Consider the following 15,070-nt stretch of genomic DNA (forward strand, 5'->3'; position numbering starts at 1 on the left):
CCAATTATCCAACGGACATGCACAAATCCGCGCCGACGGGCCTCTAATCGCGCAGATCGGCGGGAATGAACCTCGCGCAGGCGTCGGTCATCACGGTCGCGAAGCGGTCGGGCCGACGCAGCGCACGGCGGCTGTCCTCGATCGCCTCCCGCGACTGCCGCCACAGATCGGTGATGCGCTCGCGGGATCGCTGGACGGCCCCGGTGCCGTGGAACAGGGCGATGACGCGGCGGACGTCGTCGTCATCGCGGCCGGCGGCCTCGAAGCAGCGGCGAAGATAGGCGGCGTCGTCATCCCCCGCTGCGTCGAGGGCGTCGGCGAGCAGCACGGTGCGCTTGCCTTCGCGGATGTCGCCGCCGACGGGCTTGCCGGTGACCGTGGGATCGGCGCACACGTCAAGCAGGTCGTCGGCCAGCTGGAACGCCGTGCCCAGCGGGGTGCCGATGCGCTCCGAGAGACGTCGGGCGGTGTCGTGGTCGACGCCGCAGGCCAGCAGTCCCAGTCGGATCGGCGCGATGGTGGTATAGCTGGCGGTCTTCCAGCGGAACACCGCCAGGGAATTGCTGCGCATGCTGGTCGTATCGTTCAGGTCGATGCGCTCCGCGGCGAGATCGAGGACCTGTCCGATCTCCACGTCGCGATGCATGAGCAGGAACGAATCGATGATGGCGGCGCCGTCGGGCATCCGGGACGCGGCCCCGTTGACGATCGCCACGCTGGACGTGGCCAGCAGATCGCCGAGCATGATGCCCAGACCCCCTCCCATCGAGGCGGCGAGACGCGGGGAGACGTCGTCGAAGGAACGGCGCATGGTCTCGGCCAGCGCGCGATGCGCCGAAGGCCGGCCCCGTCTCATGTCGGAGTCGTCGATGATGTCGTCGTGCACCAGGGCCGCCGTCTGGAACACCTCGATGGCGCATGCCAGATCGCGCACGTCGTCGCGTAGGGTTTCGTCGTGCAGGGTTTCGTCGTGCAGGGCGTCGAACACCGCCATCACGAGCATCGCGCGCAGACGCTTGCCGCCTTCGCTGGAGGTCAGCGCCTGCCGCAGCGTATCCGCATACACGCCGGCGCAGGCGTCGGAGCCGAGCAGGGACGGATCCGCCCCGCAGGTCTCCCGGATCAGGGTGCCGATACGACGTTCGATGGCCTCGCGTTCGATGGTTTCGCGCTCGTCGGCCGGTCGATTGATGACAGTCATACCGTCGAGACTAGCCAACCGGTGCTGACAACGGCGCGAAGAGATCTCGTGAGCGGCGACGTCGACGGGGATGTTGACGAAAATGCGACCGTCCACAACCCGTCGGGCGTTGCCGTCGCGCCGAATGCGGGAGTTATCCACATTCTTCGGCAGACGCGGGCGGAACGACCCGGATTGTGGGATAGTGGAACGGATGATGATGCGAGGTTCCCGAATGCGGATACGGCAGGGAAGGAACCATGATGGACAACGGACACCACGTCGCCGACGACGGCGACATCACGGACATGCGCAAGGAACGTGCGGCGACGACGTCGGCCACGACGGCGACGGAGGCGGCGCATGCCGGTTCGGCACGGGGGCGGGACCGGTCGGCGGGCGGGACCGCGGGCCGTCACGCGGACGACAGCGGCATCGGCGAGGCCCTGCTCGACGGGCTGAGGGACGAACTGCGCACGCAGCGGCGCGCGCATGGGCCCCGTATCGCCGACCGACGATGGTTCTGCCGCATCATCGACGATTGGGAGGATCTGCTTGCGGGGGACGTCCGCTCGGTGGACGACGAGGTGCTCGCCTCGCTGTGCGTGGGCATGGGGGAGACCATGGCCATGAGGGATGCGGTCCTGCTTTCGGTCATGACCGCGACCCGACCCGCCGATCTGATCGAACTGGTGTCGGATCCGCATTCCCCGCGGAGCGTGGCCCTGGTATGCGACACGCTGACCGACGGGTTCCGTCATGCGAGGCCTCCGCAGGACCGGACCCGAGCCATGAGGGGCATCGAGACGCTGGCGCTGGTGGCGAGCCGTGTGCCGCGTTCCTATGCCGTCCAACCGCTGACGGTGCTCGGATACATGCTGTGGTGGACGGGCAACGACGAGCCGGCGCTGGCGTGTTCGTTGCAGGCGCTGGGCATCGATCCGGACTGCACGCTGGCGGCGATCGTGGCGAATGCGGTGTCCCGCGGAGTGCATCCGTTCTGGATCGGGCGGGAGGAGCGGGAATAATCGTCCTTGGAACGTGGTTCACTCTATGAGTTGACAATTTGCTCTTGCCATAAGTGCGCCTTCATGCTATATGGCGACGTGGGCAGGACGAAACAGGAGGACAAGTTGGCCACCGAGAAGACGACGGCAACGCGCAAGAAGACACGGAGTGCAGCTGCGAAGCGTACGGTTTCCAGCGCAAACGGTTCCGACGAGGAGGAGACCACCACCGGCACCACCCGGAAGCGCGCGACGGGCAAGGCCGCCTCGAAGGGCGCATCCCGCCGGTCCTCGGCCAAGGGGACGGCCGGCAAGGCCCGCAAGTCCTCTCGTTCCGCCAAGGCGCAGGAGGAGGCCGAACTCGAGGACGAGCTGCTCGAGGACGGCGAGCTCGACCCCGATGAGGACTCCTTCGACGAGGATTCCCTCGACGACGTCGAGGACGATGGTGACGACGAGTCGGACGACGACGAGGAATCCGAGGACGAGGACGCCGACGAGGACGATGAGGAGTCCAAGCCGAAGCCTCCGGAGCAGCCCAAGGAGAAGGGCGCGTTCGTCGTCACCGATCTCGACGATGACGACAACTACACGCCGGCGGGCAACCCGAAGCGCCGCGTGATCGCCACCGGTGCCACCGCCGATCCGGTCAAGGACTATCTCAAGCAGATCGGCCGGGTCAGCCTGCTGAACGCCGAACAGGAGGTCGATCTCTCCGAGCGCATCGAGGCCGGTCTGTACGCCCAGCATCTGCTGGACACCGAAGGCGACGGCATGGACTTCAAGCGCCGCCGCGAGCTCAAGTGGGCCGCCAACGACGGACGCAAGGCCAAGGACCACCTGCTGGAGGCCAACCTGCGACTGGTGGTGTCGCTGGCCAAGCGCTACACGGGCCGCGGCATGCTGTTCCTTGACCTCATCCAGGAGGGCAACCTCGGTCTGATCCGCGCCGTGGAGAAGTTCGATTGGAAGAAGGGCTTCAAGTTCTCCACGTACGCCACCTGGTGGATCCGTCAGGCCATCACGCGAGCCATGGCCGATCAGGCGCGCACCATCCGCGTGCCCGTGCACATGGTGGAGGTCATCAACAAGCTTTCCCGTGTCCAGCGTCAGATGCTGCAGGATCTCGGCCGCGAGCCCACGCCCGATGAGCTGGCCCGCGAGCTCGACATGCCGGTCGAGAAGGTGCAGGAGGTGCAGAAGTACGGCCGTGAGCCGATCTCGCTGCACACTCCGCTCGGCGAGGACGGCGATTCCGAGTTCGGTGACCTCATCGAGGACACCGACGCCATCGCCCCGTCCGATGCCGTGGCGTTCTCGCTGCTGCAGGAGCAGTTCAAGCAGGTGCTCGAGACCCTCTCGCCGCGAGAGGCCGGCGTGATCAAGATGCGTTACGGACTGGAGGACGGCCAGCCGAAGACCCTCGACGACATCGGCCGCGTGTACGGCGTGACCCGCGAACGCATCCGTCAGATCGAATCGAAGACCATGTCGAAGCTGCGCCATCCGTCTCGTTCGCAGACCCTGCGCGACTTCCTCGACCAGTGATCGGTCGGTGACCCAGGAAAGGACCATGGCAACCAAAGAAGAATACGGCGCCAAGGATCTGGCCGTGCTCGAAGGGCTCGACGCCGTTCGCAAGCGGCCGGGCATGTACATCGGCACCACGGACAGTCAGGGGCTGATGCACTGTCTGTGGGAGATCATCGACAACGCGGTGGACGAGGCCCTGGCAGGCTTCTGTGACCGGATCGTGGTCACCCTGCACACGGACGGATCGATCACCGTGGCCGACAACGGCCGTGGCATCCCGGTGGACAAGGAGCCCAAGACCGGGCTGTCCGGCGTGGAGGTGGTGCTCACCAAGCTCCATGCCGGAGCCAAGTTCGGCAACGCCTCGTACAACGCGGTCGGCGGTCTGCACGGCGTCGGATCCTCCGTGGTCAACGCGCTGAGCGCCCGTCTGGACGTGGAGGTGGACCGCAACGGCCGGACGTACCGCATGGAGTTCCATCAGGGGCATCCGGGCGTGTACACGGACGCCGATCCCGAGCATCCCTCTCCCGACTCGCCGTTCAAGAAGACCCGCAAGCGTTCCCCCACCGAGCTGCGCGAGGTGGGCAAGGTGTCCGCGAAGACCACGGGCACGCGCATCCGCTACTGGCTCGACCCGGAGATCTTCAACAGGACCGCCGTGTTCAGCTACCAGCAGCTCATCGACCGCGTGCGCCAGACCAGTTTCCTGGTGCCGGGTCTGCGCATCGTGGTGGTGGACGAGTCGATCCCCGAGACCGGCGACGAGTCCGTGGATGACCTGCGCGAGGTGGACGGCGAATCGGCCGTCACCGCGGATCAGGAGACCGACGGATCGGTCGGATCGGGTGAGCCCGCAACGGCGGGAGAAGACGGAGAAGACGAATCGGTGCAGCCCGATTCCGCGCAGCCGTCCGACGCCGAGGCCCCGCGGCATGATCACGCCCGTGTGGAGGAGTTCCTGCATACCGGCGGCGTGGTCGATTTCGTTGATTTCCTGTCCAAGGGCGACCCGGTGTGCGACATCTGGCACATCCACGGCAGCGACACCTATCAGGAGGAGACGCAGACGGTCGACGCGAACGGCGACCTGCATGCGCAGATGGTCGAACGCAACTGCGACGTGGACATCGCCCTGCGGTGGACCAACGACTACGAGACCACGATCCGCAGCTTCGTCAACGTGGTGGCGACCCCGGGCGGCGGCACGCACGTCGACGGGTTCCTCGTCGCGCTCACCCGTCAGGTGCGCAAGGCAGTCGAGGCCAATGCCCGTAGGCTCAAGGTGAATCTGAAGGATTCCGGTACGAAGGTCGAACGCGACGACGTGATGACCGGTCTGGTGGCCGTGGTCACCGTGCGCATCGCCGAACCCCAGTTCCAGGGGCAGACCAAGGATGTGCTCGGCACCGCCCAGGTCAAGCCGATCGCCGCACGGCTCACCGACGCCCAGTTCGGCGAGATGATCACCGGATCGAAGCGCGGGTACAAGGAGCAGTCCTCCCGCGTGCTGGAGAAGATCGTCGGCGAGATGCACGCCCGCATCCAGGCCCGCAGGACCAAGGAGGTCACCCGGCGCAAGAACGCGCTGGAGTCCGCCTCCATGCCGTCGAAGCTCTCCGACTGCATGCCGGGCAATGACGACGTGGCCGAACTGTTCATCGTGGAGGGCGACTCGGCCCTCGGCACCGCCAAGGCCGCGAGGAACTCCGGCTTCCAGGCGCTGCTGCCGATCCGAGGCAAGATCCTCAACGTGCAGAAGGCCTCGGTCTCCCAGATGCTGGCCAACAAGGAATGCGGCGCCATCATCCAGGTGGTGGGCGCCGGATCCGGCGCGACGTTCGATCTTTCCCAGGCGCGGTACAACAAGATCATCATGATGACCGATGCCGACGTGGACGGCGCGCATATCCGCATCCTGCTGCTCACGCTGTTCTACCGGTACATGCGGCCGCTGATCGAGGCGGGCCATGTGTATGCCGCGGTCCCGCCGCTGCACCGCATCGCCCTGACCGGCAAGCGCAAGGGGGAGTACATCTACACGTATTCCGACGATGAGCTCGCCACCCGGCTCGACCAGCTGAGGCGGGACGGCATCGGCTTCGACGACGACATCCAGCGGTACAAGGGTCTGGGCGAGATGGACGCCGATCAGCTCGCCGACACCACGATGGATCCGCGCACGCGCATGCTGCGGCGCATCCGCATGGAGGACGCCGAGCAGGCGTCCGGCATCTTCAGCCTGCTCATGGGCGACGAGGTGCCGCCACGCAAGGCGTTCATCGTGAGCAACGCCGACGACTTCGACCGTTCGAAGATCGACACCTGACCGGTCGCCTTGACGGGAGATCGCTCATGCGGCCGGCAGAGGGCCCGGCGGTACGCATTGCGTCGTACCGCCGGGCCCTTGGTCATTTCCGGATGCGACACGGCATTTGCAAGATATGGTTTAACGTTTTACCATACAAGAGGTGCCGGAATCGACCGGCAGACCGACGGCCCGTCCCGGGCCGCGAATCCGCACGATGACCATCAAGCCGGCGTCGGGAGCACGTCGGACAACGAAGGAGTTGCCATGTCTCAGGGTACGAAAGCCAACGGTCCGCAGTCCACGGTACGGAACATCATCCTCGATTCGGATCCCGGCCACGACGATGCCGTGGCGATCCTGCTCGCACTGGGCAATCCCGCCATCAACCTGCTCGGCGTCACCACCATCGGCGGCAACCAGAGTCTCGACAAGGTGACCTACAACGCGCGTGCCGTATTGGAGAAGGCCGGCGCCACCGACATCCCGGTCCATGCCGGATGCGACCGTCCGCTGCTGCGCCCCCTGAAGGTCGCGGCCTCCGTGCACGGCGACACCGGACTGGACGGCGTCGATCTTCCGGTGCCGACCCGTCCTCTGGACGAGGGGCACGCCGTGAACTGGCTGATCGACACCATCATGGCCAGCGAGCCAAAATCGATCACGCTGGTGCCCACCGGCCCGCTGACCAACATCGCCCTGGCCGTGCGCATGGAGCCGAGGATCGTCGAACGGGTGCGCGAGGTCGTGCTCATGGGCGGCGGCTACCATGTGGGCAACTCCTCGGCGGTGGCCGAATTCAACATCCAGACCGATCCCGAGGCCGCGCACATCGTCTTCAACGAGTCCTGGCCGGTGACCATGGTCGGGCTCGACCTGACCCATCAGGCGCTGTGCACCCCCGAGGTCCAGCGCCGCATCCGCGCCGCATCCGATAACCTCGGTCCGTTCGTCAGCGGACTGATGGACTTCTTCCGCAAGGCATACGCCGCCAATCAGGACTTCGTTGACCCGCCCGTGCATGATCCCTGCACCGTGGCCTACCTCATCGACCCGAACGTGGTGCGCACCCGTCGCTGCCCGGTCGACGTGGAGACCCACGACGGACTGACGCTGGGTATGACGGTGGCCGATCTGCGCGGTCCCGAGCCGTCGGCCGAGGAATGCCATACGCAGGTGGCCACCAAGCTGGACTTCGACGGGTTCTGGAATCTGGTCGAGGACGCCATCCGACGGATCGACGGCACCCTGCCCGAAAGGGCGTGACGGCCACGGCCGCCGATCACAAAACCATCCAATCGCACATCCACTCGCAACGATGACGAAACGGTATCGAAAGGACGAATCCATGCAGGTCGAACACATCTCCAAGGAACAGGTTTTCGCCGATCTGGACCGGTGCGCGGCATCCGAGCGCACGCTGGCCGTGGTCGGCTCGATGAACGCCGACTACACGGTGACCACCGAACGGCTCCCCGGGCCGGGCGAGACGGTGAACGCGGGGCCCCTGACCGTGCTCCCCGGCGGCAAGTCGGGCAATCAGGCGGCCACCGCGGCGCGGATCGGCGCCAAGGTCCACATGCTGGGCGCCGTGGGTGACGACGCGAACGCCGATTTCCTGCTCGGCAGGCTCCGCGAGGCGGGCGTCGACGTCGGCGACGTGTTGCATGTGCCGGGTCCGAGCGGCACGACGGTGATCACCGTGGACTCCCACGGCGAGAACACCATCGTGTATTCGCCGGGATCCAACGCCAAGGTGAGCGTCGAGTACGTGGGCGGCCACAAGGACGTCATTGCCGGCGCCGCCGTGCTCGGCCTTTGTCTGGAAAGCCCGATGGACACGGTGATCGCCGCGGCGAGGATCGCCCACGAGGCCGGGGTCAAGGTGCTGGTGAACGATTCGCCGTTCGTGCCCGAACTGCCGGCCGATCTGGTGGCGAACTCCGACATCCTGCTGGTCAACGAGCATGAGATGAGCCAGCTGCTCGGCATAGACGAGCCCGCGGACGGCGACTGGGATGCCGTCGACTGGGAGGCGATCGCCGAACGGATGCGGGGATTCGGCTACGATCAGGCGGTGATCACGCTGGGCGGCGACGGCAGCGTGGTGATCGACCACGGGGTCTGCCATCGGGTGCCGCCGGTGAAGGTCCGGGCCGTGGACACCACCGGATGCGGGGACTCGTTCATGGGCACGATTCTGGCCGGACTCGCCGCGGGACTCGAACTCGTGCGGGCGGCCCATGTGGCCGCCTACGTGGCCGCCTATGCCGCGACCGGCTACGGCGCGCAGGCGTCGTACGGCACCGCGGATCAGGTCCGGGCGCTGTTCTCCTGACGGCCGTTGGCACCGATTGGAGGGCAGTGCGTGGGTAAGCGAACCACCATCAAGGACGTGGCCGCGGCGGCGGGCGTTTCCGCCACCGCGGTGTCCCTGGTACTCAACGACCGTCCGTCGCGGGTCTCCGAGGAGACCAGACGGCATATTCTCGACGTCGCCGAACGGCTGCACTATGTGCCCAATCAGGTGGCCCGCACGCTGGTGACGCAGCGATCCATGCTGCTGGCGCTGATCGTGCCGGATATCCAGAACCTGTTCTTCGCGGGGCTTGCCAAGCGGCTCGAGGAGGAATGCCAGCAGTCCGGCTATTCCCTGATCGTCGCGAACTCCGGCGATTCGCGCGAAACGGAGCACCGGCTGCTGACCCGGCTGGTCTCCCGCGGCGTCGACGGTGTGTTCCTGATCGCGGCCGGGGAAAGCTGCGGGGACGTCGAGGCGCTGCGTTCGGACGTCGAGGCATGCTCGTGCCCGGTGGTGCTGATCGACCGTCTCGTCGACGTCGACTGGTGCGACGGCGTGGGCATCGACAACCATGCGGGCGGCAGGCTCGCGGCGCAGTTCCTGATCGAAAACGGCCACCGTCGCATCGCCTGCATTTCCGGCGAGACGCGGGTGGGCAATGCGGCCGGCCGCCGCGACGGATTCGTCGAGGGGCTGGCCGAGGTCGATCTTTCGCCTGTTCTCGTGGTGGAGGGCGACTACCGGTTCGACAGCGGTCTCGATGCCGCCCCGGACATCGTCGCCTCGGGGGCCACCGCCGTGTTCTGCTGCAACGATCTGATGGCGCTGGGCCTGCTGCAGGGGCTGCACCGTCTGGGACGGTCGGTGCCCGACGACATCTCGGTGATCGGCTACGACGGCATCGCCGAGCGGTTCGGATTCGGCGCGATGCTCACCACCGTGGGGCAGAAGATCGGTTGGCTGGCGCATGAGTCGGCGGCGGTGATGCTCGATCGGATCGGCGGTTCGCCGTCGGCCGGGATCGCCTCGAGGACGATCATGCTGCCGCCTGAGCTGATCCGTCGGGGCACGGTCGCCCAGATCCCCATGCTTCCGATCGAATCCGGGGCTGAATCCAGGGCCGACGCCGAACGGGTGGAGGTCGGCTGACCCGCCAGAGGAGGCGATTCGCCCGTCCGCGGCGTACGGCATAATCGAACATATGTACGATGACTTGCGATGGTTCTCCGAACCCACTCGGGCATGGTTCTCCCGCACGTTCGGAGAGCCCACCGAAGTGCAGCGGAGGGCGTGGCCGGTCATCAGCCGGGGCGGTCACGCCCTGATGATCGCCCCGACCGGCTCCGGCAAGACGCTGTCGGCGTTTCTGTGGGCCATCGACGACCTGCTCGCCCGTGATCCGCGCGATCCGGGTGACCCGGGGAAGATGACACGGACGGCACAGCCAGCGCAGACGACGCAGACGACACGGACGGCGCAGGCGTCGCCGCGCGGGGTGAAGGTGCTGTACATTTCGCCGCTGAAGGCCCTTGGCGTGGACGTGGCGCGGAATCTGAACCGCCCGTTGAAAGGCATCGCCGAGGAATACGAGCGTGCCGGCCTGAGCGCCGCCCCGGTGAGCGTCGCCATCCGCACAGGAGACACCACCGCCCGTCAGCGGCGGGCCATCGTCTCCCATCCGCCGGACATTCTGGTCACCACGCCGGAATCGCTGTATCTCATGCTCACGTCGAAGGCGAGGGCCGTGCTGCGTACCGTGCGCACGGTGATCGTGGATGAGGTCCATGCGCTCGCCGGCACCAAGCGGGGCGCCCATCTGGCGGTCAGCCTCGAACGGCTCGATGCCCTGACCGGCCGCGATGCGCAGCGCATCGGCCTGTCCGCGACGGTCAATCCCGTAGGCGAGGTCGCCCGGTTCCTCGGCGGACGACGGGACGTGACCGTCGTGGATGCCGGCTCGTCGCCGTCGATGGATCTGCGCGTGATCGAGCCGCTGCGCGACATGCGCGACCTGTCGTCCACGGTGGTGGCGGCCGGCGGGGACGGCTTCCGCTCGGTCGCCGTGCCGTCGTCCGAGGATGGAGCGGGCTCTTCCGGGACACCGGCCGATGGCGGCCGTGGAACGTCCGGCGGATCCATCTGGCCCGTCGTGGAGCGCAGCGTGCTCGATGAGGTGCTGGCCCATCGCACCACGCTGGTGTTCGTCAACTCCCGCGGTCTGGCCGAAAAGCTCACGGCCCGGCTCAACGACCTGTACGCCGAACGGTGCGCGCACCGTGCTGAGGCCGGGACTGACCGTGCTGAGGCCGGGGGTGATCATGCGGAGGCCGGCGATCACGCCATGCCCGACGGCGATCACGCCATGTCCGACGGCGATCATGCGATGGCCTACGGCGAGCGGGGATCCGCCGAGGGAAGGTCGGGGTTTGCCGCGCATTACGATGCCGTCGTCGGCTCCTCCACCATGCTCGTCGGCTCGCATGACGGCGGCGACGTGATCGCCATGGCTCACCACGGTTCGGTCTCCAAGGACCGTCGCAAGCAGATCGAGGAGGATCTCAAGCAGGGCCGTCTGCGATGCGTGGTGGCCACCAGCAGCCTCGAACTGGGCATTGACATGGGCTCCGTCGATCTGGTCATCCAGATCGCGCCGCCGCTGTCCGTCTCCTCGGGACTGCAGCGTGTGGGCCGTGCCGATCACCGGGTCGGCGGCGTCTCCCATGCGCTGTTCTACCCGTTGACGAGGGAGCAGATCCTCGACGTGGTCGCAGGCGTCGAATGCATGGTCCAGGGGCGGATCGAACCGCTCGCCGTGCCCCGCAATCCGCTTGACGTGCTGGCCCAGCAGACCGTGGCCGCCGCGGCGATGGACGATCTCGACGCCGACGCATGGTATGCGCTCGTCAGACGTTCGGCGCCGTTCGGGGAACTGAGTCGGGACACGTTCGATTCGGTGATCGGCATGATGTCCGGCGCCTACGATTCCGAGGAGTTCAGCGCCTTCCGGCCACGGCTAGCATGGAACCGGGAGAATGGCGTCATCTCCGCGTTGCCCGGCGCACAGCGGATCGCGGTCACCAGCGGAGGAACCATTCCCGACCGAGGGCTGTACACCGTGGTGCTTCCCGAATCCGGCGCCGGCGCCGGTCCGCGACGCGTGGGGGAGCTGGACGAGGAGATGGTCTACGAATCCCGGGTCGGCGACATCATCACCTTGGGCACCTCCACATGGCAGATCCAGCAGATCACCAGGGACCGGGTGATCGTTGTCCCTGCGCCGGGGCGTACGGCCCGACTGCCGTTCTGGCACGGGGAGGGGCCCGGCAGGGACTATGCGTTCGGCGCGGCCAAGGGGCAGATCATCCGCGAACTGACGTCGGGACTGCGCGACCGCACGTACCGCACGGACCATACGGATCGCACGGACCATACGAACCGTATGGCCGGATTCGACGATCGGACCGAACGTCGGCTGCGGAAGGACGGACTGGACGGCAACGCCGTGACGAATCTCGCCACGCTGCTCGACGAGCAGCGCCGCGCCACCGGCCGGGTGCCCGATGACCGGCATCTGATCGTGGAACGATGCCGCGACGAGGACGGCGGATGGCGGGTGGTGCTGCACAGCCCCTATGGCCGCCGGGTCCACGAGCCGTGGGCGCTGGCGCTCGCGGGACGACTGTCGGGCGAATACGGGTTCGACGGGCATGTGTATGCGGCGGATGACGGCATCGTGATCCAGCTGTCGGATGACGAGGGCGCCATCGACCTGACACGGCTGCTCCGGTTCGACCCGAACGACATCCGTCACACCGTCGAACGACGGGTGGGGGAGTCGGTGCTGTTCGCCGCGCGCTTCCGCGAATGCGCCGCAAGATCCCTGTTCATGCCACGGACCGAGCCCGGCCGCCGGGTCCCGCTATGGCAGCAGCGTCTGAGGGCCGCGCAGCTCCAGCAGGTCGCCGGAACGAAGCGGGACTTCCCGCTCATGCTGGAGACCGCGCGCGAATGCCTGTGCGACGTCTATGATCTGCCTGAGTTGTGCGAAATCATGCGCGCGCTGGAATCCGGCGCCGTGACGCTGAGTGAGACGGAGACCGAGACGCCCTCGCCGTTCGCCCAGAGCATCCTGTTCGGATTCGTCGGTGAAGTGATGTATCAGTACGATCAGCCGCAGGCCGAGCGGTCCGCGCGGCTGCTGTCCATGGACCCGATGACGCTGGAGCGGCTGATCGGCGGCGCCGGCCTGACCGAGGTGCTGGACGCCCGCGCGATCCGCGAAGTGGAGGAGGAGCTCGCCCACCGCGTGTTCTGGAACACCCTCGACGAGGATGACGTGACCGGCCGGGTCGCCAGATACGCCAAGACCCACGGTCCGTTCACCGCCGACATGGCGGCAAGGGATCTGAATCTGGATGCGGAACGCGTCGTGCATGCCCTGGACGACATGTACGACAGGGGAGAGCTGCTGTCCGGCCGATTCGAGGGCGGCGACGGCGACCATGCCGACGGTGCCGATCATGCAGGTGCCGATCGCGCCGGTGCCGATCGTGCCGGTGCCGGCCCCGTCAGACAGTGGCTGCACCGGGAGGTGTTCCGCCGTATCCGTTCGCGTTCGCTGGCGAGGGCCCGCAAGGCCATACGGCCGGTATCGGTGGCCGAATACCAGCGGTTCCTGCTGGATCATCAGGGGGTCGGACCGGTCGGCGGCGAACGCTACGAAGGCGTGGACGGCCTGATGCAGGTCGTCGAGCAGCTGGAGGGCATCGCCCTGCCAGCCGGACTGTGGGAAAGCGTCGTCTTCCCCTCCCGCATCAGGGACTACCAGCCGGGCATGCTGGACGAGCTTCTGGCCTCGGGCGAGGTGATATGGGTGGGGTCGAGGCGATCCCGCGGAACCGATATCGGCAGGATCGCCTTCCACCCTTCGGATTCCGAGCTGCTCGCCGCCCCGGATTTCGTCTCGAGGGCCATGAGGGACGTTGCGGTCGGAAAGGATTCGCCGCGTCCCGTTCCGGCCGCTCGGGTTCCGGCCGCTCCGGTATCGGATACCTCGGTTTCGGACGCCGATGATGCCATGCTCCGCCTGCTGCGGTCGGGAGGCGCCTATCCCGCCCGGAAACTGAGGCCGGCGTCCATGGGGGAGACGGCCTTCGCCGCACGTCTGTGGCAACTGGTGTGGGACGGCCTCGTCACGAACAGCGGGTTCGTGGCCGTAAGGGCCCTGCTGGCGTCCCGCAGCACCGGTTCTCGGGGGAAGGCCACGTTTCGGCGCAGACGCGGCGGCGGAATGGGGATGGCGGACCCGGGACGGCGAATCCGCCCGGCGGCGAGGGACATGACGGTTGCCGGCATGTGGTCGCTTATCGCACGGCCGGAACCGGGGAACGACGGCGAGGACGCCGCGGCATGGGCGGTGGCGACGATATCGTCCCTGCTCGACCGATACGGGGTGATCGCCTCGCCGCTGCTCGATCTGACGAACGAGAGACGGGAGTTCTCCGCACTGTATCCGGTGCTCAGGCGCATGGAGGAGTCGGGCGCCCTGCTGAGGGGCATGTTCGTGGAAGGGCTGGGCGCGGCCCAGTTCGCCCGCAGGCAGACGGTGGACGCCCTGCGCGCCGCCTCGGGCTCCCCGGGATCGTCCGTGGTGGTCCTGGACGCCCTGGACCCGGCGAATCTCGCCGGATCCGTCATGCCCTGGCCCGTGACGCGGAACATGGCCGACGTCGAATCCGAAGCGGGGACGCGTCCGATCCGACGGGAAGGGGCCATGCTGGCGATGGTCGATGGCGAGGTGGTGCTCTACGCCACGCCGCGCAGCCATCATCTGCTGGTATTCGGCATGGACGCCATGACCGGAGACGCCGACGGGAACGACGTGGAGGAGCGCGTGCGACGGGCCTGCGCGGAACTCGCCCACGCCATGCGACGGCGATACCGGACCACCCAGTTCCTCGCCGACGTCAACGGATATCCGCTCACCGCACGCGGCCGGGTGCAGCAGCTGCTCCACACCGCCGGTTTCGTGCCGTCTCCCCAGGGCATGAAGCTGTATCCGTGACGGTGGCCGACCCGTAGGTTCGCGGACTATAATCCGTCGTGATGCGTATGGGGACGGCCACGTAACATGCGCATGACATTCCGGGAAGACGGATGGCAAGACGGATATGACGGATATGGTGAAATGACCGTGTGAGGAAAGGTCGGTGCCGTGGATGCAGCGAGTGTGATCAGCGAATTGGGGTACATCGGGCACAACGTCGCCGCGGCGGCCCACCTGCTGTCGAACGTGGACGATGCCGTGCTCGCCGAGACGTTTCGTCTGCTGGACGAGCGGAAGGATTCGTATTGGCGAGACATCGCGGGCGTCGAAATGCTGCGCCGGGGCATGGAGCCCGGCGGTCGTCTTCCGCGGGACGGCGGCGATCCTCGGTGAAGCCGCAGCGCTTCTGAAAGTCCGAAAGCGGGAAACGGTCCCGAACTTCGGTAAACGCTCCCAAACATTGGTAAAGCCCCTAGGCACTGTATGTTCCTAGGGGCTTATCGTGCGCCAGACAGGATTCGAACCTGCAACCTTTTGATCCGTAGTCAAATGCTCTAATCCATTGGGCTACTGGCGCAATGAAACACCTGAAGAGGATTGCTCCTCCGCAAGCTTTCGTGCGCCAGACAGGATTCGAACCTGCAACCTTTTGATCCGTAGTCAAATGCTCTAATCCATTGGGCTACTGGCGCAA

9 protein-coding genes and 2 tRNA genes are annotated in these 15,070 nt (G+C 66.8%); 8 read left to right on the forward strand and 3 right to left on the reverse strand.

Annotation, left to right across the window (positions count from 1 at the left end):
* Positions 1–43 precede the first annotated feature (43 nt).
* Complete coding sequence (locus CSQ87_RS06630; RefSeq protein WP_100513075.1) at positions 44–1,201, reverse strand: polyprenyl synthetase family protein; 1,158 nt, start codon at positions 1,199–1,201, stop codon at positions 44–46.
* A 239-nt stretch (positions 1,202–1,440) separates the two neighbouring features.
* Between CSQ87_RS06630 and CSQ87_RS06635 the strand changes: the two genes are divergently transcribed.
* From CSQ87_RS06635 to CSQ87_RS06670, 8 genes are all read left to right on the forward strand, one after another.
* Positions 1,441–2,208 (forward strand): DUF4192 family protein, encoded by a 768-nt coding sequence (locus CSQ87_RS06635; protein ID WP_100513076.1) that lies wholly within the window; start codon positions 1,441–1,443, stop codon positions 2,206–2,208.
* Positions 2,209–2,271: 63 nt separating this feature from the next.
* Positions 2,272–3,735: an RNA polymerase sigma factor gene (locus CSQ87_RS06640; RefSeq protein ID WP_100513077.1), complete on the forward strand. Its 1,464-nt coding sequence runs from the start codon at positions 2,272–2,274 to the stop codon at positions 3,733–3,735.
* 25 nt (positions 3,736–3,760) lie between these two features.
* Positions 3,761–6,049 (forward strand): DNA gyrase/topoisomerase IV subunit B, encoded by a 2,289-nt coding sequence (locus CSQ87_RS06645; RefSeq protein ID WP_100513078.1) that lies wholly within the window; start codon positions 3,761–3,763, stop codon positions 6,047–6,049.
* A gap of 246 nt (positions 6,050–6,295) precedes the next feature.
* Positions 6,296–7,294: a uridine-preferring nucleoside hydrolase UriH gene (gene uriH / locus CSQ87_RS06650; protein WP_100513079.1), complete on the forward strand. Its 999-nt coding sequence runs from the start codon at positions 6,296–6,298 to the stop codon at positions 7,292–7,294.
* 82 nt (positions 7,295–7,376) lie between these two features.
* Positions 7,377–8,366: a ribokinase gene (locus CSQ87_RS06655; protein ID WP_100513080.1), complete on the forward strand. Its 990-nt coding sequence runs from the start codon at positions 7,377–7,379 to the stop codon at positions 8,364–8,366.
* A gap of 30 nt (positions 8,367–8,396) precedes the next feature.
* Positions 8,397–9,479: a LacI family DNA-binding transcriptional regulator gene (locus CSQ87_RS06660; protein WP_100513081.1), complete on the forward strand. Its 1,083-nt coding sequence runs from the start codon at positions 8,397–8,399 to the stop codon at positions 9,477–9,479.
* 52 nt (positions 9,480–9,531) lie between these two features.
* A complete protein-coding gene (locus CSQ87_RS06665; protein ID WP_100513082.1) occupies positions 9,532–14,394 on the forward strand; it encodes an Lhr family ATP-dependent helicase in 4,863 nt (1,620 codons plus the stop codon).
* Positions 14,395–14,544: 150 nt separating this feature from the next.
* Positions 14,545–14,769, forward strand: coding sequence for a hypothetical protein (locus tag CSQ87_RS06670; RefSeq protein ID WP_133122357.1), 225 nt, complete (start codon positions 14,545–14,547; stop codon positions 14,767–14,769).
* 110 nt (positions 14,770–14,879) lie between these two features.
* Here the strand turns inward: CSQ87_RS06670 and CSQ87_RS06675 are convergent.
* Both CSQ87_RS06675 and CSQ87_RS06680 read right to left on the reverse strand, forming a co-directional pair.
* Positions 14,880–14,953, reverse strand: a tRNA-Arg gene (locus tag CSQ87_RS06675).
* A gap of 41 nt (positions 14,954–14,994) precedes the next feature.
* Positions 14,995–15,068, reverse strand: a tRNA-Arg gene (locus CSQ87_RS06680).
* Positions 15,069–15,070: the final 2 nt, after the last annotated feature.

It is taken from the genome of Bifidobacterium simiarum, from assembly GCF_002802905.1.
In the GTDB taxonomy this organism is placed as follows: domain Bacteria; phylum Actinomycetota; class Actinomycetes; order Actinomycetales; family Bifidobacteriaceae; genus Galliscardovia; species Galliscardovia simiarum.

Coding starts and splice junctions, on each gene's coding strand:
- CSQ87_RS06630 (WP_100513075.1), bottom strand. CDS start 1,201: ATGACTGTCATCAATCGACCGGCCGACGAGCGCGAAACCATCGAACGC.
- CSQ87_RS06635 (WP_100513076.1), top strand. CDS start 1,441: ATGATGGACAACGGACACCACGTCGCCGACGACGGCGACATCACGGAC.
- CSQ87_RS06640 (WP_100513077.1), top strand. CDS start 2,272: ATGCTATATGGCGACGTGGGCAGGACGAAACAGGAGGACAAGTTGGCC.
- CSQ87_RS06645 (WP_100513078.1), top strand. CDS start 3,761: ATGGCAACCAAAGAAGAATACGGCGCCAAGGATCTGGCCGTGCTCGAA.
- uriH (WP_100513079.1), top strand. CDS start 6,296: ATGTCTCAGGGTACGAAAGCCAACGGTCCGCAGTCCACGGTACGGAAC.
- CSQ87_RS06655 (WP_100513080.1), top strand. CDS start 7,377: ATGCAGGTCGAACACATCTCCAAGGAACAGGTTTTCGCCGATCTGGAC.
- CSQ87_RS06665 (WP_100513082.1), top strand. CDS start 9,532: ATGTACGATGACTTGCGATGGTTCTCCGAACCCACTCGGGCATGGTTC.